Origin of the sequence: Bordetella hinzii LMG 13501 (assembly GCF_001548475.1) — a bacterium.
Classification (GTDB): Bacteria; Pseudomonadota; Gammaproteobacteria; order Burkholderiales; family Burkholderiaceae_B; genus Bordetella; species Bordetella hinzii.
Genome location: NZ_LRUJ01000038.1, coordinates 23,328 through 50,306 on the forward strand (window position 1 = coordinate 23,328; position 26,979 = coordinate 50,306).

Annotated in this window: 24 protein-coding genes and 1 tRNA gene; 15 read left to right on the forward strand and 10 right to left on the reverse strand. The window is 68.5% G+C overall.

Annotated elements, in window-relative coordinates; genetic code table 11:
* Positions 1-6: 6 nt before the first annotated feature.
* From AXA74_RS19700 to AXA74_RS19720, 5 genes are all read right to left on the reverse strand, one after another.
* Positions 7-1,053, reverse strand: coding sequence for a hemin-degrading factor (locus AXA74_RS19700; RefSeq protein ID WP_029577644.1), 1,047 nt, complete (start codon positions 1,051-1,053; stop codon positions 7-9).
* Between the two features lie 54 nt (positions 1,054-1,107).
* Positions 1,108-3,672 carry a TonB-dependent receptor gene (locus tag AXA74_RS19705; RefSeq protein ID WP_048940392.1) on the reverse strand — a complete coding sequence of 855 codons (2,565 nt, stop codon included), beginning with the start codon at positions 3,670-3,672 and terminating at the stop codon, positions 1,108-1,110.
* A gap of 103 nt (positions 3,673-3,775) precedes the next feature.
* Positions 3,776-4,708, reverse strand: coding sequence for a FecR domain-containing protein (locus tag AXA74_RS19710; protein WP_032979616.1), 933 nt, complete (start codon positions 4,706-4,708; stop codon positions 3,776-3,778).
* Entirely contained in the window at positions 4,705-5,223 is a 519-nt protein-coding gene (locus tag AXA74_RS19715) for a sigma-70 family RNA polymerase sigma factor (RefSeq protein ID WP_032979617.1), read from the reverse strand. Before AXA74_RS19715 ends, AXA74_RS19710 begins: the two co-directional genes overlap by 4 nt.
* 69 nt (positions 5,224-5,292) lie before the next feature.
* Positions 5,293-5,868, reverse strand: coding sequence for a TetR/AcrR family transcriptional regulator (locus AXA74_RS19720; RefSeq protein WP_029577640.1), 576 nt, complete (start codon positions 5,866-5,868; stop codon positions 5,293-5,295).
* A gap of 89 nt (positions 5,869-5,957) precedes the next feature.
* Between AXA74_RS19720 and AXA74_RS19725 the strand changes: the two genes are divergently transcribed.
* The 4 genes from AXA74_RS19725 to AXA74_RS19740 all read left to right on the forward strand — a co-directional run bounded on the left by AXA74_RS19725 (position 5,958) and on the right by AXA74_RS19740 (position 10,058).
* Positions 5,958-7,130 carry an MFS transporter gene (locus tag AXA74_RS19725; RefSeq protein WP_029577639.1) on the forward strand — a complete coding sequence of 391 codons (1,173 nt, stop codon included), beginning with the start codon at positions 5,958-5,960 and terminating at the stop codon, positions 7,128-7,130.
* 155 nt (positions 7,131-7,285) lie between these two features.
* Complete coding sequence (locus tag AXA74_RS19730) at positions 7,286-8,281, forward strand: YVTN family beta-propeller repeat protein (RefSeq protein WP_029577638.1); 996 nt, start codon at positions 7,286-7,288, stop codon at positions 8,279-8,281.
* The gene (locus AXA74_RS19735; protein WP_060833252.1) at positions 8,265-9,062 is read left to right on the forward strand and encodes a polysaccharide deacetylase family protein; all 798 of its coding nucleotides are present in this window, start codon (positions 8,265-8,267) and stop codon (positions 9,060-9,062) included. Before AXA74_RS19730 ends, AXA74_RS19735 begins: the two co-directional genes overlap by 17 nt.
* Before the next feature lie 6 nt (positions 9,063-9,068).
* The gene (locus tag AXA74_RS19740) at positions 9,069-10,058 is read left to right on the forward strand and encodes a sterol desaturase family protein (protein WP_029577636.1); all 990 of its coding nucleotides are present in this window, start codon (positions 9,069-9,071) and stop codon (positions 10,056-10,058) included.
* Here AXA74_RS19740 and AXA74_RS19745 read toward each other — a convergent pair.
* Together AXA74_RS19745 and AXA74_RS19750 are read right to left on the reverse strand one after the other, a co-directional pair.
* The gene (locus AXA74_RS19745) at positions 10,015-10,527 is read right to left on the reverse strand and encodes an acyl-CoA thioesterase (RefSeq protein ID WP_029577635.1); all 513 of its coding nucleotides are present in this window, start codon (positions 10,525-10,527) and stop codon (positions 10,015-10,017) included. The genes AXA74_RS19740 and AXA74_RS19745 overlap by 44 nt on opposite strands.
* 38 nt (positions 10,528-10,565) lie before the next feature.
* A complete protein-coding gene (locus tag AXA74_RS19750; protein WP_032979618.1) occupies positions 10,566-11,996 on the reverse strand; it encodes a DUF1254 domain-containing protein in 1,431 nt (476 codons plus the stop codon).
* A gap of 259 nt (positions 11,997-12,255) precedes the next feature.
* On the opposite strand from AXA74_RS19750, the gene fdnG reads away from it, so the two are divergent.
* The 8 genes from fdnG (at position 12,256) to selD (ending at position 22,457) form a co-directional block, all read left to right on the forward strand.
* The gene (gene fdnG, locus AXA74_RS19760; RefSeq protein ID WP_155271759.1) at positions 12,256-15,324 is read left to right on the forward strand and encodes a formate dehydrogenase-N subunit alpha; all 3,069 of its coding nucleotides are present in this window, start codon (positions 12,256-12,258) and stop codon (positions 15,322-15,324) included.
* 10 nt (positions 15,325-15,334) lie between these two features.
* Entirely contained in the window at positions 15,335-16,234 is a 900-nt protein-coding gene (fdxH, locus tag AXA74_RS19765; RefSeq protein ID WP_029577631.1) for a formate dehydrogenase subunit beta, read from the forward strand.
* Entirely contained in the window at positions 16,227-16,874 is a 648-nt protein-coding gene (locus tag AXA74_RS19770; protein WP_029577630.1) for a formate dehydrogenase subunit gamma, read from the forward strand. The genes fdxH and AXA74_RS19770 overlap by 8 nt, the downstream gene beginning before the upstream one ends.
* A 96-nt stretch (positions 16,875-16,970) precedes the next feature.
* A complete protein-coding gene (fdhE, locus tag AXA74_RS19775) occupies positions 16,971-17,906 on the forward strand; it encodes a formate dehydrogenase accessory protein FdhE (RefSeq protein WP_029577629.1) in 936 nt (311 codons plus the stop codon).
* On the forward strand, positions 17,903-19,318 hold the full coding sequence (gene selA / locus AXA74_RS19780) for an L-seryl-tRNA(Sec) selenium transferase (RefSeq protein WP_029577628.1): 1,416 nt from the start codon (positions 17,903-17,905) through the stop codon (positions 19,316-19,318). Before fdhE ends, selA begins: the two co-directional genes overlap by 4 nt.
* Positions 19,315-21,243, forward strand: coding sequence for a selenocysteine-specific translation elongation factor (gene selB / locus AXA74_RS19785; RefSeq protein ID WP_032979620.1), 1,929 nt, complete (start codon positions 19,315-19,317; stop codon positions 21,241-21,243). The genes selA and selB overlap by 4 nt, the downstream gene beginning before the upstream one ends.
* 12 nt (positions 21,244-21,255) lie before the next feature.
* Positions 21,256-21,351 (forward strand) — tRNA-Sec (locus AXA74_RS19790).
* A gap of 56 nt (positions 21,352-21,407) precedes the next feature.
* Complete coding sequence (gene selD / locus AXA74_RS19795; RefSeq protein ID WP_029577626.1) at positions 21,408-22,457, forward strand: selenide, water dikinase SelD; 1,050 nt, start codon at positions 21,408-21,410, stop codon at positions 22,455-22,457.
* Between the two features lie 14 nt (positions 22,458-22,471).
* On the opposite strand, the gene AXA74_RS19800 is transcribed toward selD, so the two are convergent.
* Positions 22,472-23,431 (reverse strand): MBL fold metallo-hydrolase, encoded by a 960-nt coding sequence (locus AXA74_RS19800; protein ID WP_029577625.1) that lies wholly within the window; start codon positions 23,429-23,431, stop codon positions 22,472-22,474.
* 21 nt (positions 23,432-23,452) lie between these two features.
* On the reverse strand, positions 23,453-24,361 hold the full coding sequence (locus tag AXA74_RS19805; RefSeq protein WP_029577624.1) for a LysR substrate-binding domain-containing protein: 909 nt from the start codon (positions 24,359-24,361) through the stop codon (positions 23,453-23,455).
* A gap of 245 nt (positions 24,362-24,606) precedes the next feature.
* Between AXA74_RS19805 and AXA74_RS19810 the strand changes: the two genes are divergently transcribed.
* From AXA74_RS19810 to AXA74_RS24515, 3 genes are read left to right on the forward strand one after another with little or no spacing between them, the layout of a single operon-like run.
* Positions 24,607-25,224, forward strand: a complete 618-nt coding sequence (locus AXA74_RS19810) for a 2-hydroxychromene-2-carboxylate isomerase (RefSeq protein ID WP_029577623.1) — start codon at positions 24,607-24,609, stop codon at positions 25,222-25,224.
* Positions 25,221-25,970, forward strand: a complete 750-nt coding sequence (locus tag AXA74_RS19815) for an SDR family oxidoreductase (RefSeq protein ID WP_029577622.1) — start codon at positions 25,221-25,223, stop codon at positions 25,968-25,970. Before AXA74_RS19810 ends, AXA74_RS19815 begins: the two co-directional genes overlap by 4 nt.
* Positions 25,967-26,119, forward strand: coding sequence for a hypothetical protein (locus AXA74_RS24515; protein WP_164725174.1), 153 nt, complete (start codon positions 25,967-25,969; stop codon positions 26,117-26,119). The genes AXA74_RS19815 and AXA74_RS24515 overlap by 4 nt, the downstream gene beginning before the upstream one ends.
* 1 nt (position 26,120) lies before the next feature.
* Here the strand turns inward: AXA74_RS24515 and AXA74_RS19820 are convergent.
* Positions 26,121-26,979: zinc-dependent alcohol dehydrogenase (locus AXA74_RS19820; RefSeq protein WP_060833253.1), on the reverse strand; the 859-nt coding region annotated here is incomplete at its 5' end.

Consider the following 26,979-nt stretch of genomic DNA (forward strand, 5'->3'; position numbering starts at 1 on the left):
TGCACCTCAGGCGGCCAGGGGTTGTTCGCACAGGCCGAGCATCAGCTTTCGCCAGGCGGGCAGCTCCGGCTTGCCGGGTTTGCGCTCGCCAAAGAATTGCACGATCAGGTCGCCATTGGCCGCATAGAGCTCCAGCGAGGTCACCCAGCCGTCGGAGGTTGGCTTGTTGACCACCCAGGCCCGGGCGATGGCGTCTGTGTTCAGATGCAGATTAAAGCGCGGATCGAGCACATTGAACCAGGGGCCGGTGCGGCGCAGCGTATGTACCGTGCCGGTGTGGATCTGGATCATGCCGCGGTTGCCCACGAAGCACATGATGGACAGGCCGGTTTCGGCAGCCTGCGTGAGCATGCGTTCGGCCGCGTCGGCCGGCACGGTCTGGGCCAGGTCGCTGCCCGCGGCCGCCAGCGCCGCCTGGCGCGCCACCTTGAATTTGCGCAGCAGGGGGAAGAACTCATGCGTATCCGTCATGGCCAGCCAGGCCTGGCGCAGGGCTTGCGGATCCGCCACGCTGCTGTCCTCGGCGGCCGTGGCGATGGCCTCGGGGACGGGCCAGGCCGGCGCGCCGGCGAATCTATCGATCAGGGCCTGCCAGGCGGCCGCGTCGCTGGCTTCGGTGCGATAGACCTTGTGCACCGCCACGCCCTCGGCGTCGAAGAATTGCAGGCTGTGGCGGCTGTCCTGTTCGACCGCCCAGGCCGTCCGCCAGCAGTTGAAGAAGACGCGCAGGTCGATGTCCGGGCCGAGCACCAGGCCCACCGGCCCCTCGGCCTGGATGTCCTCATAGCGGCCATGGCGCTCGTGCACGCACCATTCGTTGCGGGTCAGCGCCATGACTTCGCCCAGGGTGCCCAGTTCGCGGAAGAGGGCTTGCGGCTCGGCCGCCAAGGCGGTCACCCGGGCCCCGCCACAGCCGGCGGCGATCCATTCGGCCTCGCTCACGCCCAGCGCCTGGGCCGCATTGCGGGCGCGTTGCCCGGGCTGGCTGGCGGCGTAGGCATCGTGGCGGGCACGCAGGTCGCTGGCGCGCTGTTCAAAAGAAAGATCGGTCATGCGTTTTCTCCTAGGTCCGGCGGGCGGGTCCCGACCCCGCCCGCGCAAGGGGGATCAGTATTGATAGGTCAGGGACAGGCGCACGCTGCGGCCGGGTTCGGTGTACCAGTCTACCGGGCGCGGGATGGCCGTGGTGCCGGCGGTCGGCACATTGATGGCTTCCCAGTATTTTTTGTCGAACAAGTTGAAGACGCCCAACTGTACCTGCATGCCGGCGGCAGGGCGCCAGTAAGCCATCAGGTCGACCACGCCGTAGCCCGGCGCCTGGAAGTCGGCATAGGGCGTGCCTGGGCCGGCATCCGGATACTCGACCTTGTCGCGCTTGCGCGCGGCCGTCAGGAGCGCGTCCACGCCCCATTGGTCGCGGGCATAGCCCAGGCCCAGCACCGCCTTCAGGGCCGGGATCGAGTTCAGGTACTGGCCTGTGCCCTGGTCCTTGCCCACGGCCCAGGCCAGCGAGCCCCAGGTGCGCCAGTTGGGCGCGAACTTCCAGTGCGCGGAAGCCTCGGCGCCATAGATACGAACCCGGTCGCGGTTGACGATGCCGGTCACACCCAGCGGATACTGCCCGGCCCAGCCCGGCTGCCATTGCGGCGAGGAAGCGTCGAGGGGGACGTTCTTGTCGATGAAGTTCTGGTAGCGGTTGTCGAACACGGACAGCGCGCCGCCCAGGGCATCGTCGCCCAGTTTGGCGCCCAGCTCCCATCCCTTGCTGGTCTCGGGCTTGAGGTAGGGGTTGCCCACGCGCAGATAGGTGCCCGCGCCGCCATAATTGGTGTAGAGCTCGCTGGCATTGGGCGCGCGGTAGCCGAAGCCGTATTGCGCATAGAGCGTGACCTGGTCGCGCGCCTTCCAGCTGCCCAGCAGCTTGGGCGAGAACCGGCCGCCCGAGGACGCGGGCGGCAGCCCGCCTCCGGAATTGGCATTGTTGTCGTAGCCTTCGCTGGACTGCGGCTTTTGCTCGTAGTGGTCATAGCGCAGCGACGGGGTCAGGGTGTAGCGGCCGTCGGCGAAGCTGAATTCATCCTGCGCCCAGAGGGCGAACTGGCTGCCCTTGACGCGCGGCATGTCGGCCTGGTTGGTGTGCAGCAGCTCGCATGAGCGCGGACCGAAAGGCGCGGGCATGCCCGCCGGGGTGGCCGGGCAGTTGTCGTAGCCGTCGGAATACTGTTGCGTGCGGTTGCCCATCCATTCGCCGCCCAGGGTCAGGCGCTGCGCGACGCGGCCCTCGAAGCGGCGGCTGGCTTCGCCGCTCACGCCGAAGAGCGACTCGCGGATGGAATTGCCGCGTCCATAAGCCCCGTAGGGATAGCCGTAGCGGAAAGGATCGCGCGGGATGATGAAGGCGCGGCTGTCCATGCCGCGCTGGCCGCTCATGGCATTGTCCAGCGTGACGCGCTGCCAGTAGACCAGGGCCGTTGCGCTGTCGACCAGGCCGCCGGCGGCCGGCGCGATGTATTGGTAGTCCAGCGACACGCGCTCGCGCCGGGTGGTCTTGACCGTCGAGTTCTCGCCATACAGGTAGTTGGTGCCCGGGCCCTGTTCAAACATATTGTCCAGCTCGCCTTCGCGCTTGAAGTATTCCCCCGTCAGGCCGAAACGGTGGCCGCCATCGACCTTCTGCTGCAGCTTGGCCAGGAAGTTGCGCTGGGTGTAGTGCTCGGGCGTGGGTTCGCTGCGCTGGGGGCCGTAGCCGCCGACGTCGCCGCGGTTATCCAGCGCATGGCCGGCGCGGGCGCCCGCCTGGATCAGCCACGAGGTGTTGTCATGGATGCGGCCGGCCAGCGCGGCATTGGCGCCGCGGCTGGTGTCGGCCGAGTCGTAGTCGAGCTTGGCCAGCGCGCCCAGCTCGCTGCCGTCGCGCAGCAGGTCCGAGGGATCCAGCGTGTGCAGATCGGCCATGCCGCCCAGCGCGCCCGAACCGGCCTTGGCCGAATCGGCGCCGCGCACGATATCCAGGCGCGACAGCGTATTGAAGTCCACGGCCTCCAGGCCGCCCTTGACGCCGCGCGCGCCGTCATCCAGGAAAGGCAGGCGGATGCCGTCGATGCGGGTGAGCACGCGGTCCTGGTCCAGGCCGCGGATATTGATGCTGTTGTTCTGGCGGTTGAAGGTCACGCCCGGGTCCAGACGCTTGCCGACATCGCTCCAGCCATAGGCCATGGCCGAGTCCAGTGCCGGGCGGGATGTGCTGGTGGTCCAGGCGGGTTCGGCGCGCGTGCTTTCGCCCTCCACCGAGACCGGCGGGAGCTGGGGCACGGGGGCCGGGCGCAGCACATAGGTGCCGTCGCCCTGGCGCCTGGCCACCAGCGAGGTGCCCGACAGCAGCCGGGCCAAGGCTTGTTCAGGGGGATAGCTGCCGTTCAGGCCCGGGCTTTTCAGGCCGGCCACGGCCGAGGGTTCGTACAGCAGCGTCAGGCCGGCCTGATCGGCATAGCGCGCCAGCGCGTCGGCCAGCGGCGCGGCGGCGATCTGAAAGGCCTGGGGCGCGGCGCGTTGGGCCAGGGCGGGGGTGCAGACGCCGAGCGCCAGGGCCAGGGAGGTCAATGCCCCGGCGCGCGCCAGGCGGCGCGAGTGCGGAACTGAAAGGGAAACGGAGAGGAGTCGTGCGGGTGCCATGAGGGTCGTTCCGGTCAGAGATAGCCGTAGCCATTGCTTCCCATGACCGGCGAGCAGTCCAAACCGGACAGCTCATGCGCCTTTTTTTTGTAACAAGAATCATTCAGGTTTCCAGCGGGCCGATCACGACCCAATAGGCGCCGCGGCGGCGCACTGTCACGGGCAGCAGCGCCGGCAGCGCGCGCAGCACGCCTTCGGTATTGTCGAGCTGGAACGTGCCCGAGACGCGCAGCCTGGCGACGGACGGGTCGCAACGCACGACGCCGCGCCGGTGGCGGGCGATCTCTGCGGCGAATTCGGCCAGCGACATGTCGCGCGCCTGGAGCACGCCGCGCAGCCAGGGCGGCTGGCCGTCCACGGCCGTGGCCAGGGCATGCAGCGCGCTGGCGTCGAACCAGGCGGTCCGGGGCGCGGGCACGGTGGCGGCGGCGCCCCGGGCCGGCTGCAGGCGCACCCGGCCTTCGTAGACCTCGACCCGGCAGCCCTCGTCCAGCAGGCGCAGGACGAAGCGGGCCTGGCTGGCGCCGACCTGCCCTTGCGGCGTGTGGGCCACGCAGGGATGGTCGCCGGCGCGGACATAGATTTCGCCGGCGCGCAGCCGCAGGCCGTCGGCGGTGATGTCCACCGCCGTGCCGCTGTTCAGGGTGACCAGGGTGCCGTCGGCCAGCGTCAGGTCGCGCCGTTCGCCCGGCGCGCTGCGGTAGTCGGCAAGCAGGCCGGACTGCTCGCCGCCGCGCCAGGCCGCCCAGGCGGCCGGCGTGCCGAGGATGAGCCCGGCGAGGGTCTTGAGGGCCAGGCGCCGGGTCTTGACGGCGGGCCGCTCCAGCGTGGCGCGGGCCAGCTCCGGCGGCAGCGCGCCCAGCAGCGCCTTGAGCCGCTGGGCGCGCTGCCAGGCCTGTTCATGCATGGCGCTGCGGGCGCGCCAGCGGTCGCAGGCGGCCGTGTCTTCGGCGCTGGCCTGGCCGGAAGCCAGGTGCATGAGCCAGCGCGCCGCTTCGCGGGCCACATGGCGGTCGATCGCGGCGTCCGGGTTCATGCGTCGCCCATCGCCAGGATGCACTGCTCATAGGCGCGCAGGATGTGCCGCTGCGCCGTGCGCACCGATATCTGCAGGCGTTCGGCGATATCGGCCTGGGGCAGGCGCTCGACCTGGGCCAGCAGGAAGGCGGTGCGCGTCCTGGCCGGCAGGGCCGCCAGCAAGGCGTCGATCTGGTCCAGCGTTTCGAGGATCAGCAAGCGCTGTTCGGGCGCGGGCGCGCACTCGGCCGGCAGTGCGGCCAGGGCCTCCTCATAGGCGCGCTCCAGCGAGCGGCGGCGGTAGTGATTGAGCAGCAAGCGGCCGGCGATGGTGACCAGATAGGCGCGCGGCTCGCGCACGGCGGGCAGCTCGCGGCGGTGCCGCAGCACGCGCACAAAAGTGTCTTGGGCCAGGTCCGCGGCATCGAAGCTGTTGCCCAGCTTCTTGCGCAGCCAGCCGTTCAGCCAGCCATGATGATCGGCGTAGAGTCGGTGGACATCGTCTTGGGAGGCAGAAAACACGTGGGCGCCCAATGTAAATGAAAATAACTCTCATTCTATTAAATGGGCGTGAAACTGCAATCGGAATCTGTCCTCCCCCGCCTAGGCCGGAAGGCGGGCAAGCAGCTCGGCGACCCGCTGCCGGCCATAGCCGGGCTCGGGTTGCTGGCTATAGAGAATGCGGAACACCACCGGCGCGACCAGATCGTCCATCAGCGCATCGAGCGTGGGCAGCGCCCGCGCGCCGCGCGCGGCCGCGCGCGCCAGGATGGCGCCGAGCTGCTCGCGGATGATGTCCACGCAGGCGCAGGGAATCTCGTCATCCTCGGAGGCCGTCAGCATGTCGCGCATCAGGGTGCGGCCCAGGGGCGAACCCATTTCTTCGATGTATTGCTCGGCCCAGGCCTGCAGGTCGCCTTGCAGGCTGCCGGTATCGGCCGGCGCCGCCACGGGCCGGAAGCGCTCCAGGGCGACATCGGCCAGCAGCTGCCCGATATCGCCCCAGCGCCGGTAGAGCGTGGACGGGGTGACGCCGGCGCGCGCGGCCACCTGGGGAAAACCGACCTGCTCGCGCGGCATCTCGGCCAGGAGTTCGCGCACGGCTTGGTGCACGGCGGCCTGTACCCGGGCGCTGCGTCCGCCCGGGCGCGGCGTGGGCTTGTCCGTAGGAGTGTTCATAAAAGCTAAATATTTGCTTTAACCCGGAAAGCCGGGCAGAATGTGCAAACGCAAAAATTTTGCTTTTATTATGCCGGAGTTATCCCGTCATGTCCGCCTCGCCGCCCGTCCGCGCCCTCTTGCTGCCCGCCGCCACCTTGGGCCTGTTCCTCGCGGCCTCCAGCGCGCCCACGCCCCTGTACCGGCTTTATCAGCAGGCCTGGGGCTTTTCCCCCAGCCTGCTGACGCTGGTCTTCTCCGTCTATGCTTTCTCGCTTCTCGTGGCGCTGCTCACCACCGGAGCGCTGTCCGATCACCTGGGCCGCCGCCCCGTCATCCTGGCCGCGCTGGTCCTCGAAATGGCATCCATGGCGGTCTTCGCGCGCGCCGATAGCGTGGCCTGGCTGATGCTGGCGCGCATCGTGCAGGGTTTCGCCACCGGCATTGCCGGCAGCGCGCTGGGCGCGGCCCTGCTCGATGTGCACCATGAGCGCGGCGCCCTGGTCAACACGCTGGCGCCCATGCTGGGCATGGCCCTGGGCGTGATGGGCGTGACCGGCTGGATGGCCCTGCATCATGGCACGGCCGCCACCGTCTTCTGGACGCTGCTGGCGCTGTTCGCGCTGCTGGCCGTCGGCGTCTGGCGCATGCGAGAAAGCGCGCCGCGCCGGCCCGGCGCCTGGGCTTCCCTGCGGCCGCGGGTGCGCGTGCCGCCGCCGGCGCGGGAGGCCTTCGTCCGTACCGCGCCCATGTCCATGGCCGTCTGGGCCCTGGGGGGGTTCTATATGTCGCTGGGCCCCTCGCTGCTGGCCGACGTCACCGGCCTGGCCGGCCTGGGCGGCTGGGCGGTCTGCATCAACACCTTGAGCGCCGCGGCCGGCATCCTGCTGCTGCGCCGCCGGTCGGCGCGCTTCCTGCTGCGCGCCGGCGCCGTGGGCCTGGTCGCGGGGCTGGCCATTCTGCTGGTCGGCACGCACCTGGCCCATACGCCCGCGCTGCTGCTGGCCTCGGTGGTGGCGGGCATGGGTTTCGGCGTGGGTTTCCAGGGCGCGCTGCGCATGGTGATGCCGTTGGCCGAACCGCATGAGCGCGGCAGCTTGCTGGCCGCCGTCTACGTCCTCAGTTACCTGGCGCTCAGCCTGCCGGCCATCGGCGCCGGCCTGCTGGCGCAGCGGCTGGGCCTGGTCCCGGCGACCGACGTCTACGGCGCGGGTCTCATCGGGCTGGCGCTGATGGCGCTGGCGAGCACGGCGAGGCCGCTTGCCCGGCGCGCAGGTGCCTGAAAACGCGGGCATTTCTGCCTGGTTGTTGCCCAGCCGCAACAGGCCGGGCGGAAAGCCCGCGGCGTATCGCGCGTTGCACTTTTCGTCAGGTGGCTATGCCAAAATGGCGGCACACCGGCCGTGTTGCCGCTGATCTTTTTAGGTATTGCCACACCTTGAATCCCCTGCATCTGATCCGTTGCGCTCTGGCGAGCGCGGGGATGGCGTTCAGCCTGTCGGCGGCCGCGGCCCCGATCTTCGTGCTCAACTCGCTCAACGCCAATGTCAGCATCATCGATCCTGCCACCTATACCGAGCTGCGGCGCGTGCCGACCGGCAAGGAGCCGCATCACCTCTACCTGACGCCCGACGAAAAGTCGCTCATGGTCGCCAATGCGCTGAGCGATACCATCACCCTCATGGACCCGCGCACCGGCGACATCCAGCGCACCCTTACCGGCATCGTCGATCCCTACCAGCTGCGCTTCTCGCCTGACATGAAGTGGTTCGTCACGGCGGCCAACCGCCTGGACCACATCGACATCTACGAGTACAAGCCGCTGGGACAGGGCCAGGGTTTCGACCTCAAGCTGGCCAAGCGCGTGCCGGCGGGCAAGACGCCCAGCCATATCGCCATCGACAGCAAGAGCAAGGTCACCTACGTGTCGCTGCAGGACAGCGACCAAGTGATCGCCATCGACCTGGCCACGCAAAAGCCCTTGTGGACCATGCCGGTCGGCAAGACGCCGGCCGATGTCTTCATCACCGGCGACGACAAGATCCTGCTGGTGGCGCTGACGGGCGACAACTATGTCGAGGCCTATGATTTGACCGCCAAGCCGGCCAAGCTCATCAAGCGCATCAAGACCGGCGCCGGCGCGCATGCCTTCCGCGCCCAGGGCGACGGCCGCCATCTCTTCGTGAGCAACCGCAGCGCCAACACCATCAGCCGCATCGACATGCGCGCGTTGGAGGTCACCGACACCTTCGCGGCGCCGGGCGGCCCGGACTGCATGGACGTCTCCAAGGACGGCAAGCTGCTTTTCGTCACCTCGCGCTGGGCGGGCAAGCTGACGGTCATCGATCTTGAAAAGAAAACCGTCAGCAAACAGGTCCGGGTGGGCAAGTCCCCGCACGGCGTGTGGACGCTGAACCATGCGCCGGCCCGCTGACCGGCGCCGGATATGGGCGGCCGGCCTGCTGGCCGCCGCCGTCTCCCAGGCCCTGGCCGCGCCGGCGGCCTGCGACAAGCCCGTCTATCTCACCTTCGATACCGGGCACATGGGGGTGGCCGATCTCGTCGCCGACGTTCTCAAGCGCCAGGGCGTGCACGCGACCTTCTTCCTGGCCAACGAGCGCACCCTCGGCGACGGCAGCAGCCTGGACGCGCAATGGGCGCCCTGGTGGAAGGCGCGTGCCGCCGAAGGCCATGTGTTCGGCTCGCACACCTACGATCACGTCTACTGGCGCGGCGACCTGCCCGATGGCGGTTTCCGCGTGCGTCCCAGCGCCGGCCCGGACAGCGGCAAGACCCAGACGTGGACGGCGGCGCAATATTGCCGCGAAATCCAGCGCTCGGCGCAGCGTTTCACCGAAATGACCGGCAAGACCATGCTGCCGCTGTACCGCGCGCCCGGCGGCAAGACCTCGCCCGCGCTGCTGGCGGCGGCCCGCAGCTGCGGCTATGCCCATGCCGGCTGGGCCGACGCCGGTTTTCTGGGCGATGAGCTGCCCAGCGACAAATATCCCAACGCCGCCCTGCTGGACCAGGCATTGCGCCGCATCCGGCCGGGCGATATCCTGCTTGCGCACCTGGGCATCTGGTCGCGCAAGGACCCCTGGGCGCCGGCCGTCCTGGAGCCGCTGATCACCGGGCTGAAGGCCAAGGGCTTTTGTTTCGCCACGCTCGATACGCATCCGGCGTATCGCCAGTGGCTTGCCACGCATCACTGATTCACCATGGAAACACTCAGCCAGCTGTTTTCACAATGCCAGCAATGGCTGTTCGAGACGGCCGTGCAGCCCGTGCTTTTTCACCTGGGCCTGGCCAGCATCATCGAAGACGCCTACGACGGCACGATGTGGCTGCTGGTCGGCCTGGTCCAGATTGTCATCATGGTGCTGATCTTCGGCGCGCTGGAGCGCTGGCGCCCGGTCGAGGCGGTGCGCGACCGCCAGCAGGTCTTCGTGGACGTGATCTACACCCTGGTGCATCGCCTGGGCCTGTTCCGTATCCTGTTGTTTTTCACCGTTGACCCGCTGTGGGACAGCGTGTTCGGCACCCTGCACACCTGGGGCCTGGCAACTTTCCAGCTCGACCAGGTCTGGCCGGGCGTGACCGACGGTCCCTGGGCCAGCCTGCTGCTCTATCTGCTGGTCTTCGACCTGGTGGACTACTTCTACCACCGGGCCCAGCATCGCTACAGCTGGCTGTGGGCGCTGCATTCGCTGCATCACAGCCAGCGGCAGATGACGCTCTGGAGCGACAACCGCAATCACCTGCTCGACGACATGCTGCGCGACGTGGTCATCGTTCTGGTGTCCCAGCTGATCGGCGTGCCGCCGGCGCAGTTCGTGGCCGTGGTGGCCATCACCCAGCTGACCGAAAGCCTGTCGCATGCCAACCTGCGCGCCGGTTTCGGCCGGCTGGGGGCGCGCCTGGTCGTGGGGCCGCGCTTTCACCGCCAGCACCATTCCATCGCCTACGACGCCTCATCGCCGGGGCCGGCCGGCGGCTACAACTTCGCCGCCCTGTTCCCGGTCTGGGACATGTTGTTCGGCACGGCGCGCTTCGATGGCGATTACGGCCCGACCGGCATCCACGACCAGCTGCCGCAAGGCGGCGGCCGCGACTACGGGCGCGGTTTCTGGGCCCAGCAGTGGCTGGGCGTCAAGCGCATGTTGGCTAGGGATGAGCCGCGGCGCTCGGATCGTGCGCCTGCCGCTTGATCGCGTCGTGCCGGTTTTCCATTTCCTGGCGCAGGGCGCGGCGCTGCTTGGCGGCCTCGAAGCGCTGGCACTCTTCGACCGTGCGTAGCTCCAGCGGTGGCACGGCGGTGGGCTGGCCCTGGTCGTCGACCGCCACCATCGTGAAATAACAGCTGTTGGTGTGGCGCACCAGCTTGCGGCGGATGTCCTCGGTCACGACCTTGATGCCCACTTCCATCGACGTGCGGCCGGTGTAATTGACCGAGGCGAGAAAGGTCACCAGTTCGCCCACGTGGATGGGTTCGCGAAAGACCACCTGGTCCACCGACAGGGTCACCACGTACTGGCCGGCATAGCGGCTCGCACAGGCATAGGCCACCTGGTCCAGGTATTTGAGTATGGTGCCCCCGTGCACATTGCCTGAGAAGTTCGCCATGTCGGGCGTCATCAGGATGGTCATCGAGAGCTGGTGGCTGAAAGCGTCTTCCATGGCGGTGTTGCGAGTTGCGAAGTGGCTATCGTACTCGCCTATTGCGGCGCCGCGTTATCGGCCGGCGCCGCTTCGGAGCGCTCGGCCCGCAGCACGGGCGGATTCCAGCGGCCGTCCAGGGCGGCGGCGGCAGGCAGGTAGATGCGCAGCAGGAGGTTGACGGCCTCGCCCGACAGCGGCAGCCAGTTGGCCCGGTCGGCCTCGGCCGGCGGATCGGCCTGCAGATAAAGCTCCAGCGAGCCGTCGGGGTTGTAGCGCAGCGGGTCGCGGTCGCCCACGCTGTGGCGCCGGTAGGGATTGGGCACGGTCTGGCCTTGCGCGTCGAAAGCCGCCAGGGTCCAGAAGGCGTCGCCCGGCGGCAGTTCATCGGCCTCGAAACGCAGCACATAGCGCGCGCCGCTGTCGATCGGCAAGCCGTCGGCGTCGGTCACCAGGCGCAGCGTCAGCACATCCTCGGGCAGTTCGGCGCCGGGTTGCAGCCAGGCCATCCAGGCGCGCTTGAGGTAGGCGCTGCCATAGGCGCCCATGGCCTCGCGCTCGGCCACCCAGCCGCGGGCGTCCGGCTGCCGCGCGCGGGCCAGGGTTTCGATATAGGCCGGCGCCTCGCGCGCGGCGCGCCGCAAGGCCTGCTGCACGATGTTGTCCTGCTTCGACAGGACGAATTGCTGCCCCGGCGCGATGCCCAGGCGGCGCAGGCGCGCCAGCATGGGCTGGTCGGTATCGTGCGCGGGATTCTTGCGCAGCAGCTCGGCGCCGTAGGCAAAAAACACATCGGCCGGCATTTTCGCCACCTGCCGGGCGACCGGGGTGGCAAGATCCAGCCCGGGGTCCGACTTGACCTGCATGGACTGCGCGCCCCGGTTCCAGTCCTGCAGCGGGGTCAGGATGAAGCCGTCCTGCAAGGCCTGGGTCTCGGCGGCCGCTCCGGGCTGCAGCAGCCCCTGCAGCCATACGTGGCTGGTCGGCGCGTCGATGCGCTGCATGGCCGGCGGCAGCGCCGCGGTCCATCCGGGCGGCACCACGGCGTAATTGCCGCGCCCGGTGCCGGTGCTGCGCTTGCCCAGGACCGCGAAGGCGTCGCTCCAGAGATCATGCAGCGTCAGGGTGTAGAGCCGTCCCTGGGTGGGCGGCACCGAAATCACCACGGGCCCGTCGCTCAGGTCCAGCCATGCCGTCATGCGCAGCATGTCGGCATGCGCCCAGGCACCGCCCGCCGCCCCGGCGCGCTGCATCCAGAAGCGGTTGGCCGGCGCATGGCCGGCCTGGCCCGAGGCCTTGGGAGACACCGCTTGGCGCCGCGCCAGGTCCATGGACACCAAGGGGTAGAGATAGACATAGGCATCGAAGGCGATGCGCTGGATCTCGGCCGTGGCGGCCGGCACGGGCGGGTCGGCCAGGCCTTGGGCCGGGCCGGGCAAAGGGGCGAAAAGGGCGGCCAGCGAGAGGATGGCCACGTTCAGGCGGCGCATGCGGCGCTCCAGAAAACGGGAATGAGGACACCTCCCGTTCGCGTCGGCGCGGCGGGCAGGAAGGCCGCATCGTAGCAGCGCGCCAGCGCGCCAAAATCGGCGAATACGCCGCTTTCTTGAGCTAAATCTTGTTTTGTGCGCCGCGCAATTGATATCCACGATGTAAGCACCCTATACTGGCTTTAACTGTGACGCCCGCGGGGTCTTTACAAGAGGCAGGGCATGGCGTCACTTTCCTCCACCCAGAAGGGAGTGCTTCATGCTCAACATGAATCGCCGCCAGTTCTTCAAGGTGACAGGGTCGACGCTGGCAGGCTCCAGCCTGGTGATGCTGGGCGCCGCGCCCGGCACGGCCATGGCCGAAGTGCGTCAGTACAAGCTTGCGCGCATGACGGAAACGCGCAACACCTGTCCTTACTGTTCGGTTGCCTGCGGCATCTTGATGTACGGACTTGGCGACGGCGCCAAGAACGCCAAGGCGAGCATCGTCCATATCGAGGGCGATGCCGATCACCCGGTCAACCGGGGCACCCTCTGTCCCAAGGGGGCTGGCCTGATCGATTTCATCCACAGCCCCAACCGCCTCATGTATCCGGAGTACCGCGCGCCGGGCTCGGATAAATGGCAGCGCCTGTCCTGGGACGAGGCGATGACGCGCATCGCCAAGCTCATGAAGGAAGACCGCGACGCCAACTTCGTGCAAAAGACGGCTGACGGCAAGACCGTCAACCGCTGGCTGACCACCGGCATGCTCGCGGCTTCGGCCAGCAGCAACGAGGTCGGCTACATCACGCACAAGGTTGTGCGCAGCATGGGGATGCTGGCGTTCGACAACCAGGCTCGTGTCTGACATGGCCCGACGGTGGCAGGTCTTGCCCCGACGTTTGGCCGTGGAGCGATGACGAACCATTGGGTCGACATCAAGAACGCGGATGTCGTGCTTATCATGGGCGGCAATGCCGCCGAGGCCCACCCTTGCGGGTTCAAATGGGTCACGGAAGCCAAAGCCCATAACAAGGCGAAACTGCTGGTCGTGGACCCGCGCTTCACGCGCTCGGCGTCCGTGGCCGATTTCTACGCGCCCATACGCACCGGGACCGACATCGTGTTCCTCGGCGGCGTCATCCGCTACCTGCTGGAAAACGACAAGGTCCAGCACGAGTATGTGCGCAATTACACCGACTTCTCGTTCATCGTCCGCGAGGACTTCAAGTTCGAGGACGGCATCTACTCGGGCTACAACGCCGAAAAGCGCAGCTACGACAAAGCCTCCTGGGACTACGAGCGAGGCGAGGACGGCTACGTCAAGACCGACCCCACCTTGCAGCATCCGCGTTCGGTCTACCAGCTGCTCAAGCAGCACTACTCGCGCTACACGCCCGAGATGGTCGAGCGCGTCTGCGGCACGCCCAAGGACAAGTTCCAGCATGTGTGCGAGACGCTGGCGTCGACGGCGACCAAGGACCGCGCGGCCACCATCCTGTACGCGCTGGGCTGGACGCAGCACTCCATCGGTTCGCAGATCATCCGCACCGGCGCGATGCTGCAGCTGCTGCTGGGCAATATCGGCGTGGCCGGCGGCGGCATGAACGCGCTGCGCGGGCACTCCAACATCCAGGGCCTGACCGATCTGGGGCTGATGTCCAACCTGCTGCCGGGCTATATGACCCTGCCCGGCGAAGGCGAGCAGGATTTCGGCAAATACATCGACGTGCGCGCGCTCAAGCCACTGCGTCCCAACCAGCTGAGCTACTGGCAGAACTACAAGAAGTTCCACGTCAGCCTCATGAAGGCCTGGTGGGGTCCGTCGGCGACGGTGGAAAACAACTGGGCCTACGACTATCTGCCCAAGCTGGACAAGCTCTACGACATGCTGCAGACGTATGAGCTGATGACCCAGGGCAAGGTCAACGGCTACATCTGCCAGGGCTTCAACCCGCTGGCCGCCGCGCCCAACAAGGCCAAGCTGACCGAGGGCTTCTCCAAGCTCAAGTTCCTGGTCATCATGGACCCTCTGAACACCGAGACGTCGGAGTTCTGGCGCAATGTGGGTGAACACAACGACGTCGATCCGGCCAAGATCCAGACCGAAGTCTTCCGCCTGCCCACCACCTGCTTTGCCGAGGAAGAGGGCACGCTGGTCAACTCGGGCCGCTGGCTGCAATGGCACTGGAAGGGCGCCGAGCCCCCGGGCGAGGCGCGCAGCGATATCGAGATCATGGCTGATCTCTTCACCCGCGTGCGCGAGATGTACCGCAAGGACGGCGGCGTCTATCCCGACCCCATCGTCAACCTGTGGTGGCCGTATTCCAATCCGGGCAACCCCACGGCGGTCGAGCTGGCCAAGGAGTACACTGGCCGCGCGCTGGTCGACCTGACCGATCCCAAGGATCCGACGCGCGTCACCCGCAAGGCCGGCGAGCAGCTGGCCGGTTTCGCGGAGCTGCGCGACGATGGCTCGACCCTCAGCGGCTGCTGGATCTTCGCGGGCGCCTGGAGCGAGGCGGGCAACCTCATGGCCCGGCGCGACAACAGCGACCCGACCGGCATCGGGCAGACCCTGAACTGGGCCTGGGCCTGGCCGGCCAACCGCCGCGTGCTGTACAACCGCGCCTCCTGCGACCTGGAAGGCAAGCCCTTCAATCCGCGGCGCAGTCTGGTCGCCTGGAATGGCAAGGCCTGGGGGGGCGCCGATATCCCGGATTTCAAGGGTGACGAGAACCCGGCCGGCGGCATGGGCCCCTTCATCATGAACCCGGAGGGCGTGGCGCGTTTCTTCGCCCGGGCCGGCATGGCCGAAGGGCCTTTCCCCGAGCACTACGAGCCCTTCGAGAACCCGCTGGGCTACAACCCGCTGCATCCCAAGCAGCCGCTGGCCGTCAGCAACCCGGCCGCGCGCGTGTTCAAGTCGGACCTGGAGGCCATGGGCAAGGCGGATAAATTCCCGCATGTGGCCACGACCTACCGCTTGACGGAGCACTTCCACTACTGGACCAAGAACGTCAGGCTCAATGCCATCCTGCAGCCCGAGCAATTCGTCGAGATCGGCGAGGCGCTGGCCAAGGAGCTGGGCATCGCCAATGGTTCGCGCGTGAAGGTGTCGTCCAACCGCGGCTACATCAAGGCGGTGGCCCTGGTCACCAAGCGGATCAAGGCGCTGACCATCGAGGGCCGCACCGTGCACCAGGTGGGCATACCCATCCACTGGGGTTTCGTGGGGATAGCGAAACCGGGCTTCCTGACCAATACGCTGACGCCTTTCGTGGGCGACGGCAACAGCCAGACGCCCGAGTTCAAGTCCTTCCTGGTCAAGGTCGAGAAGGCATAGGAGCCAAGTCATGTCGATGCAATCACTGGACATCAAACGGCGCTCCGCCACCACCACGCCGCCGCCCGGCGTGCGCGAGCCCTCGACCGGCAGCGTCGCCAAGCTGATCGACGTCTCCAAGTGCATAGGCTGCAAGGCCTGCCAGGTGGCCTGCATGGAGTGGAATGATCTGCGCGACGAGATCGGCGTGAACGTGGGGGTCTATGACAACCCGGCCGATCTCACCGAGCATTCCTGGACTGTCATGCGGTTCTCGGAGTACGAGAACGACAAGGGCGACCTGGAGTGGCTGATCCGCAAGGACGGCTGCATGCACTGCGAGGACCCGGGCTGCCTGAAGGCCTGTCCCTCGCCGGGCGCCATCATCCAATACAACAATGGCATCGTGGATTTCCACGAAGAAAACTGTATTGGCTGCGGCTACTGCATCACCGGCTGTCCGTTCAATATTCCGCGCATCTCGCAGAAGGACCACAAGGCCTATAAATGCACCCTGTGCTCGGACCGCGTGGCCGTCGGCCAGGAGCCCGCCTGTGTCAAGACCTGTCCCACCGGTGCCATCGTGTTCGGCACCAAGGACGACATGAAGCAGCATGCGGCGGAACGGATCGAAGACCTGAAGTCGCGCGGCTTCCAGAACGCCGGCCTGTACGATCCCCAGGGCGTGGGCGGCACGCACGTCATGTACGTGCTGCACCATGCCGACAAGCCGCAGCTCTATCACGGCTTGCCCGAGGATCCCAAGATCAGTCCCATGGTCTCGCTCTGGAAGGGCATCGCCAAGCCGCTGGGCGTGGCCGCCATGGCGCTGACGGCGCTGGCCGGCTTCCTGCACTACATCCGGGTCGGCCCCAACGAGACCGACGAGGAAGACGAACGCAAGGCTGAAGAGGAGGCGCGCCATGGCTGATCCCCGTCGCTCCAAGCAGATCCTGCGCTATACGGCCGGTGAGCGCACCAATCACTGGCTGATCGCGCTGACCTTCATCCTGTTGGCCCTCTCGGGCCTGGCCCTCTTCCATCCGGCCTTCTCCTGGCTCTATGCCTTGCTGGGCGGCGGCCCCTGGACGCGCATCCTGCACCCCTTCATCGGGGTCGTGATGTTTGTCTGCTTCTTCGTCTTCGCCGGCCATATGTGGCGGCACAACCTGATGACGAAGAACGACCGCCAGTGGCTGCGCCAGCTGGGCGATGTGCTGAACAACCGCGAGGACAAGCTGCCCGAGGTCGGCAAGTACAACGCCGGCCAGAAGCTGCTGTTCTATGTGCTGGTCATCTGCATGCTGGGCCTGGTCCTGACCGGCATCGTGATGTGGCGTCCCTACTTCGCCGGGTATTTCCCGATAGACGGTATCCGCGTCGCCTCGCTGTTGCATGCCGTTTTTGCTTTTGTGTTGATTTGCGCGATCATTGTGCATATCTACGCGGCGATCTGGGTCAAGGGTTCGGTCCGGGCCATGGTGCGCGGCACCGTGAGCTGGGGCTGGGCCTGGAAACATCATCGCGCCTGGTTCCGTTCGGTTCGCAAGGAGTCGCCTGGCGGCGAATAAGCCCGCCACCGTCCCCGCCGGGCCCGACGGCCCGCCGCACGGCTGCGTTGCGCGCTTGGCGCGCCCGCAGCCGTGTTTGTTTCTCTGGAGAGTGCTTTGCAGCGAATTCTGCCGCGCGGCGAGATTGAATCCCTGGATCACACCGCCATTGCCCGCCTGCGCCAGCCCGAGCGCGCCACGGTCTTCAGCGCGCGCGCCGCGCGCCTGCGGGCCCTGGCCGAAGACAATCCCATCGCGGGCTATCTGCGGCTGATGGCCGACGTGGCCGACGCCCAACAGGCCGCGCTGGCGTCCTGCCATTTCCCGGGCCCGGCCGCCGAGCGGGTCGACCTGGCCCAGGCCCACGGCATGCCGCCGCTGCAGGCCGTGGCCTGGGAGCGTGATCCGGCCTGGCGCGAGGTGCTGGACCAGCTGCTGGCGCGCGTGGCCGCCCTGCCCGCCACGCCCGAGGCGGCGCGCGAGGTCTGCGAGCGCTGGCGCGCGGCGCTGGCCCGCGATCCGCAGGCGGTCGAAGACCTGGCCGACGCCCTGCTGGCCGAGCGGGCGGTGGGGGTGGACAGCGCCGCCGCGCCCCTGGTGATGGCCGCCCTGCAAGTCTATTGGACCGACATGGCCTGCCGCTTCGATCCCAAGGCCATGCCGGTGGCCAGCCCCTTCGGGGTCTGCCCCATGTGCGGCAGCCTGCCGGTATCCAGCGTGGTGCGCGTGGGCGGCCAGTCGGATGGCCTGCGCTACCTGGCCTGCGGTTTGTGTTCCTGCGAATGGCACCTGGTGCGCGTGACCTGCAGCCACTGCCAGAACACCAAGGACGTGGCCTACCACAACATCGCCGGCCGTTCCGAGGCCATCAAGGCCGAGTCCTGCGACAGCTGCCACAGCTACCGCAAGATCTTCTATCAAGAGAAAGACCTGCACGTCGACCCCGTGGCCGACGATCTCGCCAGCCTGGCGCTGGACGTGCTGATGGGCGAGGCGGGCTACCACCGGGCCAGCGGCAATCCGCTGCTCTGGCACGAGGAGAGCGCAGAATGAGCGCGCGGCCGGCCACGCCGGGCGACATCCCTTCGCTGGACCGCCTGCTCAACCACGCAGACTACGCGGCGCTGCTGGAGCGCTACGGCCGCAGCCAGGTCGTGGCCATGCTGCGCGAACAATTGCAGGGCCTGCGCGAACGGGCGCTGGCCGGCGGCCTGGACGGCGCCGAGCTGGAGGCCGGCATGCTGGCCGCGGCCACCGCGCGGGCGCTGGCATCGCGCAATGCGCCGCGCCTGACGGCGGTCTTCAACCTGACCGGCACGGTGCTGCACACCAATCTGGGCCGCGCCCTCCTGCCCGACGAAGCGGTCGACTCGGTGTTGCGCGCGCTCACGCGCCCGGCCAACCTGGAGTTCGACCTGGAGACCGGCGCGCGCGGCGACCGCGATGATCTCATCGAGGCGCTGCTGTGCGAGCTGACCGGCGCGCAGGCCGCCACGGTGGTCAACAACAATGCCGCGGCGGTGCTGCTCATGCTCAACGCGCTGGCCGATCGCCGCGAAGTCATCGTGTCGCGCGGCGAGCTGGTCGAGATCGGCGGTGCTTTCCGCATCCCCGACATCATGAAGCGCGCCGGCGCGCGGCTGATCGAGGTCGGCACCACCAACCGCACGCATGCCGCCGACTATGCCAATGCCATCGGCCCGCGCACCGCGATGCTGATGAAGGTGCATTGCAGCAACTACGCCGTGACCGGCTTCACCAAGAGCGTGAGCGTGGCCGAGGTGGCCGCCATGGCGCACGCCCAGGGCCTGCCCGCCACGGTGGACCTGGGCAGCGGCACCTTGCTGGACTTGACGCAATGGGGCCTGCCGCGCGAGGACACGGTGCGCGAGACCATCGAGGCCGGCGCCGACCTCGTCACCTTCAGCGGCGACAAGCTGCTGGGCGGGCCGCAGGCGGGCCTGCTGGTCGGCCGCGCCGACCTCATCCGCAAGATCAAGAAAAATCCGCTCAAGCGCGCCCTGCGCGTGGGCAAGCTGACGCTGGCCGCGCTCGAGCCCGTGCTGGCCCTGTACCGGGCGCCGGAGAAGCTGGCCGAACGGCTGACCACCTTGCGCCTGCTCACACGTCCGCAGCGCCTGATGCAGGCCCAGGCCGAGCGCCTGCGCGCGGCTGTGCAGCACGCCGTGGGGCCCGGGTTCGGCGTCCAGGGCGTGGCGATGTTCAGCCAGATCGGCAGCGGCGCGCTGCCCATCGACCAGCTGCCCAGCTTCGGCCTGGCCATACGCTACCTGGGCCGTGGCCGCGCCGGCCGCCACCTGGAGCGCCTGCAGGCCGGCTTGCGCGCGCTGCCGCGGCCGGTGATCGGGCGGATCGACGATGATGTCTTCTGGCTCGACCTGCGTTGCCTCGAAGAGCGCGACGAAGCCGAGTTCGCCGCCCAGCTGACGGAGCCCCTGGCATGATCGTCGGCACCGCGGGTCATATCGACCACGGCAAGACCACCCTGGTGCGCGCCCTGACCGGAGTCGATACCGACCGGCTCAAGGAAGAGAAAGCGCGCGGCATCTCCATCGAGCTGGGCTATGCCTATACGCCCTTGCCCAACGGCGACGTGCTGGGCTTCATCGATGTCCCCGGGCACGAGAAGCTCGTGCATACCATGGCCGCCGGCGCCAGCGGCATCGATTTCGGGCTCTTGGTGGTGGCCGCCGACGATGGCGTGATGCCCCAGACGCGCGAGCACCTGGCCATTCTCGGCCTGCTGGGCGTGGACCGGGGAGCGGTCGTCATCACCAAGGCCGATCGCGCGGACGCCGGCCGTATCGAAGCGGTAAAGGACGAAATCCGGGCGCTGGCCGCGGCCTCCTTTCTGCAGGACGCGCCCCTATTCGTGGTGGCCGCCGGCCAGCCGGGCGACCCCGGCGTGGCCGAGCTCAAGTCCTGGCTGCACGCCCAGGCCCAGGCCCTGGCGCCGCGCGCGGCCAGCGGCCTGTTCCGCCTGGCGATCGACCGCGCCTTCACGCTGGCCGGCCACGGCACGGTCGTGACCGGCACCGTGCACGACGGCAGGGTGCGCGTGGGCGAAGACGGCGCCGACCTGCGTCTTATGCCGGCTGGCCGGCCGGTCCGGGTGCGCAGCATCCATGCGCAGAACCGCAGCAGCGATACCGGCGTAGCCGGCCAGCGCTGCGCGCTGAATCTGCCGGGGGTGGACAAGGACGATATCGCGCGCGGCGACTGGGTGGCCGATGCGCGCTGCTTCACGCCCTCGCGGCATATCGATGTCGACCTGCGCTGGCACGGCGAGACGCCGCTGTCGGCCTGGACGCCGGTGCATGTGCATCTGGGCGCGGCGCGGGCGCTGGCCCATGCCGTGCCGCTGGCGCCAGCCGAGCTGGCCGCCGGCCAGGCCGGGCGGGTGCAGCTGGTCTTCGACGAACCGCAGTGCGCCATGCCTGGCGACCGCTACATCGTCCGCAATGCCCAGGCCAGCCGCACCGTCGGCGGTGGGCAGGTGCTGGATCCCAACGCGCCGGACCGCAAGCGCCGCTCGCCCGCGCGCCTGGCCTGGCTGGACGCCGTCGCCGCCTATCTGGCCGACGGCGATCTGCTGCCCGTGCTCGCGCAGGCGCCCCTGGGAATCTCCGAACTCACGGTCCTGCGCCTGGGCGCGGCCGCCCGCGTGCCGGCCGCCGCGCGCTGGGTGGCGCCGCGCCAGGGCGGCGGCCGCATCCTGATCGACGAGGGACGCTGGCAGGCCCTGCACGAAGACCTGCGCGCCGCGCTCGCGTCCTTCCATGCGCAGTTTCCCGATGAGCCGGGCGCCGATGCCGCGCGGCTGCGGCGCATGGCCTGGCCGCAGGCCACGCCCGAGCTTTGGCAGGCCCTGCTGGAAAGCGCGGCCGGGCAGGGCCTGGCGCGGCGCAATGGCGTCTGGTGGCAGTTGCCCGGCCATGGCGTATCCCTGAACGAGGCCGAGACCGTGCTGGCCGAGCGCGCGCTGCCGCTGCTGCGGCAGGGCCGCTATGACCCGCCCTGGGTGCGCGACCTGGCGCGCGCGCTGCATGTGCCCGAAGACGATATGCGCCGCCTGATGCGCAAGCTGCTGCGCCGCGGCGACGTGGTCCAGGTGGTGCGCGATCTTTTCTATCACCACGAACCGGTGCAGGCGCTGGCCGCCATGGTGGCCGGGCTATGCCGCGAGCAGGGCAGCGCCGAGGCCGCGTCCTTCAGGGACCTGACCGGCCTGGGGCGCAAGCGCGCCATCCAGATCCTGGAGTTCTTCGACCGGGTGGGGTATACGCGGCGCTTGCGGGACGGCCATGTGCTGCGCGCTGACAGCGCGCTCTATGCGCACCCACAAGCCGGGGACGAGTCGTTATCATAGAGGCCCGTTCAAGGAAGGCATGCGTGCCCGGTGGCACGGCTGGGCTTCAAACCCAGTTGGGGACGTCAGACGTTCCCAGGTAGGTTCGACTCCTGCTGCCTTCCGCCACCTCCCCGGCGGGCCCGGTGCCATGCCTTGCTCGCCCTTGATCCCACGGAGCGCGCATGTCCACCGATACTGTTTTGCGATTGACCTCGCTGTCCCATGGCGGAGGCTGCGGCTGCAAGATCGCTCCCGGCGTCCTGTCGGAATTGCTGTCGCGTTTCGTCCCGCAGCGCAGCGACCCCAACCTGCTCGTGGGCACCGAGACCTCCGATGATGCGGCGGTTTATCGCCTCAACGACCAGCAGGCCCTGATCGCCACCACCGATTTCTTCATGCCCATCGTCGACAATCCCTTCGACTTCGGGCGCATCGCCGCGACCAATGCGCTGTCCGATATCTATGCCATGGGCGGCAAGCCCATCATGGCGCTGGCCATCGTCGGCATGCCCATCAACGTGCTGCCGCACGATGTGATCGCCGAGATCCTGCGCGGCGGCGAATCCGTCTGCCAGGACGCCGGCATCATGATCGCGGGCGGCCACAGCATCGACTCGGTCGAACCTATCTATGGGCTGGCGGCCATGGGCCTGGTCCACCCCGATTTCATCAAGCGCAATGCGGATGCGCGCGCCGGCGACGTGCTCATCCTGGGCAAGCCGCTGGGCGTGGGTATCTTGTCGGCGGCCCTGAAGAAAAACCGTCTGGACGAGGCCGGCTACGCGGCCATGTTGGCGGCCACCACCCAGCTCAACCGTCCCGGATCGGACCTGGGCGCCCTGCCCGGCGTGCACGCCATCACCGATGTCACCGGCTTCGGCCTGCTGGGCCACGCGCTGGAGATGGCGCGCGGCGCCGGCCTGACCGCCAGGCTGCGCCTGAGCGACCTGCCCTGGATTCCGGGGGTGCGCGCCCTGGCCGCCGACGGCGTGGTCACGGGCGCCTCCGGCCGCAACTGGGCCTCTTATGGCGACGCCATACGCCTGGCGCCCAAGATCGGCGACACCGAGCGCGCCCTGCTGACCGACCCGCAGACCTCGGGCGGCCTGCTGGTGGCCTGCGCGCCCGAGGCGGCCGCCCAGGTGCTGGACATCTTCGCCGCCGGCGGCTTTGCCGACGCCGCCGTCATCGGCGAGATGGCCGTCGGCGATCCGGTGGTGCAAGTCGTCTAGGCGGGCGGGCCGGGCTATTTGTTGCGCAGGGGCGCGTACTCCACCGGCACCCAGACATAGCCCGTGCCGTCCGGCCGCACATGGCCCAGCCCCGGGAATGGCAGGTGCGCGCCGCCTATCCACAGGCGTTCGCGCGCCGCGTCGGCCAGGAGCTGGCGCCGCGTGGCGACCGCCTGGCCGCTTTCCACGTCGAACTCGATGGCGATCTCGGGCCGGGGCAGCTGCACCGCGTGGTTGTGCACGATGTCGCCCCAGATCAGCAGGGTCTGGCCGCCCGAGCTCAGGCGGTAGGACCGATGGCCGGGCGTGTGGCCCGGGCTCTCGACGATGCTCAGGCCCGCCATGATGCCCGGGTCGCCGTCATAGGCAATGAAACGGCCGCTTTCCTGGTAGGGCGCCACGGCCTGGGCGGCCATGGCGAACATGGGCCGGGCCGCCTCGGGCGCGGCCGCGGCGATGGGTTGGCTCAGCCAATAGGCGGTCTCTTCGCGCGCGGCATAGACCTTGGCGCGCGGAAAGCGCGCCTGGCCCTGGGGCGTGATCAGTCCACAGGCATGGTCGGGATGCAGATGGGTCAGCAGCACCGCGTCCACGTCCGCCGCCGTGTAGCCGGCGGCCTGCAGATTGCTGTCCAGCTGGCCGAGCGTCGGGCCGAAACAATGGCCGGCGCCAGTATCGATCAGCACCAACTGGGCGCCCGTGTGCACCAGATAGCCGTTGACGGCGGTCTGCATGCCGCTGGCGCGCTGGGCGAACATGTCGGCCAGCAGGCGCTGGACATCTTGGGGCGAAGCGCCGGTCAGGACCTTGGGGTCGAGGTCGACGTAGCCGTCGTAGAGCGCGGTGACGACGAAGTCGCCCAATGCCATGCGATGAAAGCCGGGCGCTTGCGCGGTCTGGACAGGTGAGGCCTGGGCGCCGCCCATGAGGGCGAGGGTCAATCCCAGGGCGGCCGCGATGCGGGCGAAAGACATGGCAGGGCTCCGTCGTAGGGGTTATCGGTCAGCCTCGGATAATGCCTGAGTTCGCAGCCATTCGGCCACGATGTCAGCCTCGGCCGAGGGCCGGCGCGGATTGCGAACCAGCCAGTACGATAGCGGCGTGCTGCCGGGCGCCTCTCCGCCGACGGCGCGCAGCCGGCCGTCGGCCAGCATGGGCGCGATCAGGGCGTGGCGGCCCAGGGCCACGCCATGGCCGGCCAGCGCCGCATGGACGACCTGGTCGTATTGGTTGAAGCGCAGCATGCTCCGGGGCCTGGTGCGCCCCAGGCCGCGCGATTCCAGCCAGCTGTCCCATTGCAGCCAGGGGCGCGTGGGATCGTCGAATTCCAGCAAGACCTGCTCTTGCAGGCTGTCGCCGTCCAGGCGCGTCATGGCCAGCGAAGGATGGGCCACCGGCAGCACGGTCTCCCCGAAGAGCCACTGGGCGTCCTCGCTCACGTGTTCGGCCGTGCAATAGCGGATGGCGATGTCCACGCCTTCGCGGTCCAGGTCCATGACCCGGTTGTCGGCGGCCACCCGCACGTCGATATCGGGATGGGCGGCCTGGAAGGCGCCCAGGCGGGGCAGGAGCCAGAGCGAGGCCACGCCTATGGTCGTGGTGACCGTCACGGGCAGGCGCCGGCCGGGCGTGCGCCACTGCGCGCTGAGCTCGCCCAGTTCAGTCAGCCAGGGATCGGCCAGGCGGAACAGCTGGGCGCCTTCGGGCGTGAGCGAGACGCTGCGAAAGCCGCGCCGCAGCAGGGCGACCCCGAGATGGGCCTCCAGGCTGCGGATCTGCCGGCTCACGGCCGATTGGGTCACGTGCAGGTCCTGTGCGGCCTGGGTGATGCTCATGCGGCGCGCCACCGCCACAAAGCCTCGCACCAGGTCCAGGGGCGGTAATTTAGCGAGAGGGAATGGCATTCGCAAAACTCATGTCATGACGCCGTGAAAGTCGCTTGAGCAATATTACCTTCCGGCCGTCCAATAGCAGGTGAACGAATAAGCGGGCGCGGGCGCCCCGGCGGGCTGGCCGCGCAAGGCCAGGCGCTTCCGGCGCGCCGAGCGCTGTTCTATGCTTTGGGCTGGAACGGCTCGCGGCCCTGCCTGCGATGTCGCCATTCGCGGCCCGCGCGCCGCGCCCGTCCCTACTGCCGGAGTGCCTCCTGATGACCCTTCCCGCCGCGCCCAGCGTTGAGATGTGGTTCGATTTCGCCAGCCCCTACAGCTATCTGGCCATGGCCCGCGTCGATGCGCTGGCCCGCGCGGCCGGGGTCGGGCTGGTGTTGCAGCCTTTTCTGCTGGGGCCGATCTTCCAGGCCCAGGGCTGGAACGACAGCCCCTTCCGGCTCTTTCCCGGCAAGGGCGCCTACATGATGCGCGACATCGCTCGGCTGGCCGACAAATATGGCGTGCCCTACAACCGCCCCATGATTTTCCCGCGAGTGGGGGTGCTGCCCGCGCGCCTGGCCCTGCTGGGCCAGCACCAGGCCTGGGGCCTGGATTTCTGCCGCGCGGTCTTTCGCGCCAACTTCGCCGAAGACCGCGACATCCAGGACGAGGATGTGATGCGCGACGTCCTGCAAGACCTGTCCCTCGACGCCGCCGACTGGATCGCCCGCGCCAAGGCCGAGAGCAGCAAAGAGGCCTTGCGCCGGCAGGTCGACCGTGCCCGCCAGCATGGCATCTTCGGCGCCCCGACCTTCCTGGTCGATGGCGAGATGTTCTGGGGCAACGACAGGCTGGAAGACGCCTTGCAATGGGCGCGCGACCGGAGCGCGGCATGAGCCGGCCGGTGGTGTTGATCACGGGCGGCGCGCGCGGCATCGGCGCGGCGGCCGCCCGGCTGGCGGCGCGGCGCGGCTACGCCGTCTGCGTGAACTACCGCGCCAATGCCGATGCGGCGGCCCGCCTGGTCGATGCGCTGCGCCAGGAGGGCGGCGAGGCCATGGCGGTGCAGGCCGACGTGGCCCGCGAAGCAGAGGTCGTGGCCTTGTTCCAGGCCGTGGACCGGCAATGGGGGCGGCTGGACGCCCTGGTCAACAATGCCGGCATCCTGGAGACCCAGATGCGTGTCGAAGACATGGACGCGGCGCGCATCCAGCGCATTCTGGCGACCAATGTGGTGGGCGCCTTCATCTGCTGCCGCGAGGCGGTGCGGCGCATGGCGCTGCGCCACGGCGGACGGGGCGGGGCCATTGTCAATGTATCGTCGGCCGCGGCCCGGCTGGGCTCGGCGGGCGAATACGTGGACTACGCCGCGTCCAAGGGCGCGCTGGACACGCTGACCCTGGGCCTGGCGCGCGAAGTCGCCGATGAGGGCATTCGCGTCAACGCCGTGCGCCCGGGTTTCATCTATACCGACATGCATGCCTCGGGCGGCGAGCCCGGCCGCGTGGACCGGCTCAAGCCATCCCTGCCCATGAAGCGCGGCGGCACGGCCGAGGAAGTCGCCGCCGCCATCATGTGGCTGCTTTCCCCGGAGGCAAGCTATTCCACTGCCTCCTTTATCGAAGTCTCAGGCGGACGATGAAAAACACTGCCCAGCGCGGGCTGCCCATGCCGGGCAGCCGCTCCATGACCCAATTCCGCAGCGCCCGCATCCGCCGGGTGGCTTTTCACTGGCGACGCCGCCAGGAGATGCCCGCCGCGCCGGCGGCCGATGAAGGCAAGAAAGACTAGATCACGCGCTCATGTCCAGCACGATGCGGCCTTCGATCTGGCCTTTGTGCATCTTGTCGAACACGTCGTTGATGTCGTCCAGGCGGGCTTTGCTGATGGTCGCGGCCACGCGGCCGTCGGCGGCGAAATCCAGCGATTCCTGAAGGTCCAGCCGCGTGCCGACGATGGAGCCGCGCACGGTCAGGCCATTGAGCACGGTGCTGAAGATGGGCAGCGGGAAGTCCCCCGGAGGCAGGCCGTTGAGCGAAATCGTGCCGCCGCGGGCGGTCATGCCCATGGCCTGTTCGAACGCCTTGGGCGAGACGGCCGTCACCAGCACCCCTTGCACGCCGCCCGAGGTGAGTTTCTTGACCTCGGCGGCCGGATCGGGGCTGGTCTTGGCATTGACCACGATTTCGGCGCCCAGGCGGCGCGCCAGTTCCAGCTTGGCGTCGTCGACATCGACCGCGACCACATGCAGGCCCATGGCGCGCGCATATTGCACCGCCATATGGCCCAGGCCGCCGATGCCGGAGATGGCCACCCAATCACCCGGCTTGGTGTCGGTCACCTTCAGGCCCTTGTAGACCGTCACGCCCGCGCACAGCACCGGGGCAATCTCGGCAAAGCCGATATTGGCGGGCAAGTGGCCGACATAATTGGGGTCGGCCACCACATATTCCGCGAAGCCGCCGTTGACCGAGTAGCCGGTGTTCTGCTGCGCCTCGCACAGGGTTTCCCAGCCGCCCAGACAGTGGCGGCAATGGCCGCAGGCCGTATAGAGCCAGGGTACCCCCACGCGGTCGCCTTCCTTGACGAATTTCACGCCCGCGCCCACGGCCGACACAAAGCCCACGCCTTCGTGGCCCGGGATGAACGGC

Bases quoted from the DNA above. Each gene is read 5' to 3' on its own strand.
- AXA74_RS19700 (WP_029577644.1), bottom strand. From the start codon at position 1,053: ATGACCGATCTTTCTTTTGAACAGCGCGCCAGCGACCTGCGTGCCCGC.
- AXA74_RS19705 (WP_048940392.1), bottom strand. From the start codon at position 3,672: ATGGCACCCGCACGACTCCTCTCCGTTTCCCTTTCAGTTCCGCACTCG.
- AXA74_RS19710 (WP_032979616.1), bottom strand. From the start codon at position 4,708: ATGAACCCGGACGCCGCGATCGACCGCCATGTGGCCCGCGAAGCGGCG.
- AXA74_RS19720 (WP_029577640.1), bottom strand. From the start codon at position 5,868: ATGAACACTCCTACGGACAAGCCCACGCCGCGCCCGGGCGGACGCAGC.
- AXA74_RS19725 (WP_029577639.1), top strand. From the start codon at position 5,958: ATGTCCGCCTCGCCGCCCGTCCGCGCCCTCTTGCTGCCCGCCGCCACC.
- AXA74_RS19735 (WP_060833252.1), top strand. From the start codon at position 8,265: ATGCGCCGGCCCGCTGACCGGCGCCGGATATGGGCGGCCGGCCTGCTG.
- AXA74_RS19740 (WP_029577636.1), top strand. From the start codon at position 9,069: ATGGAAACACTCAGCCAGCTGTTTTCACAATGCCAGCAATGGCTGTTC.
- AXA74_RS19745 (WP_029577635.1), bottom strand. From the start codon at position 10,527: ATGGAAGACGCTTTCAGCCACCAGCTCTCGATGACCATCCTGATGACG.
- AXA74_RS19750 (WP_032979618.1), bottom strand. From the start codon at position 11,996: ATGCGCCGCCTGAACGTGGCCATCCTCTCGCTGGCCGCCCTTTTCGCC.
- fdxH (WP_029577631.1), top strand. From the start codon at position 15,335: ATGTCGATGCAATCACTGGACATCAAACGGCGCTCCGCCACCACCACG.
- AXA74_RS19770 (WP_029577630.1), top strand. From the start codon at position 16,227: ATGGCTGATCCCCGTCGCTCCAAGCAGATCCTGCGCTATACGGCCGGT.
- selA (WP_029577628.1), top strand. From the start codon at position 17,903: ATGAGCGCGCGGCCGGCCACGCCGGGCGACATCCCTTCGCTGGACCGC.
- selB (WP_032979620.1), top strand. From the start codon at position 19,315: ATGATCGTCGGCACCGCGGGTCATATCGACCACGGCAAGACCACCCTG.
- selD (WP_029577626.1), top strand. From the start codon at position 21,408: ATGTCCACCGATACTGTTTTGCGATTGACCTCGCTGTCCCATGGCGGA.
- AXA74_RS19800 (WP_029577625.1), bottom strand. From the start codon at position 23,431: ATGTCTTTCGCCCGCATCGCGGCCGCCCTGGGATTGACCCTCGCCCTC.
- AXA74_RS19805 (WP_029577624.1), bottom strand. From the start codon at position 24,361: ATGCCATTCCCTCTCGCTAAATTACCGCCCCTGGACCTGGTGCGAGGC.
- AXA74_RS19810 (WP_029577623.1), top strand. From the start codon at position 24,607: ATGACCCTTCCCGCCGCGCCCAGCGTTGAGATGTGGTTCGATTTCGCC.
- AXA74_RS19815 (WP_029577622.1), top strand. From the start codon at position 25,221: ATGAGCCGGCCGGTGGTGTTGATCACGGGCGGCGCGCGCGGCATCGGC.
- AXA74_RS24515 (WP_164725174.1), top strand. From the start codon at position 25,967: ATGAAAAACACTGCCCAGCGCGGGCTGCCCATGCCGGGCAGCCGCTCC.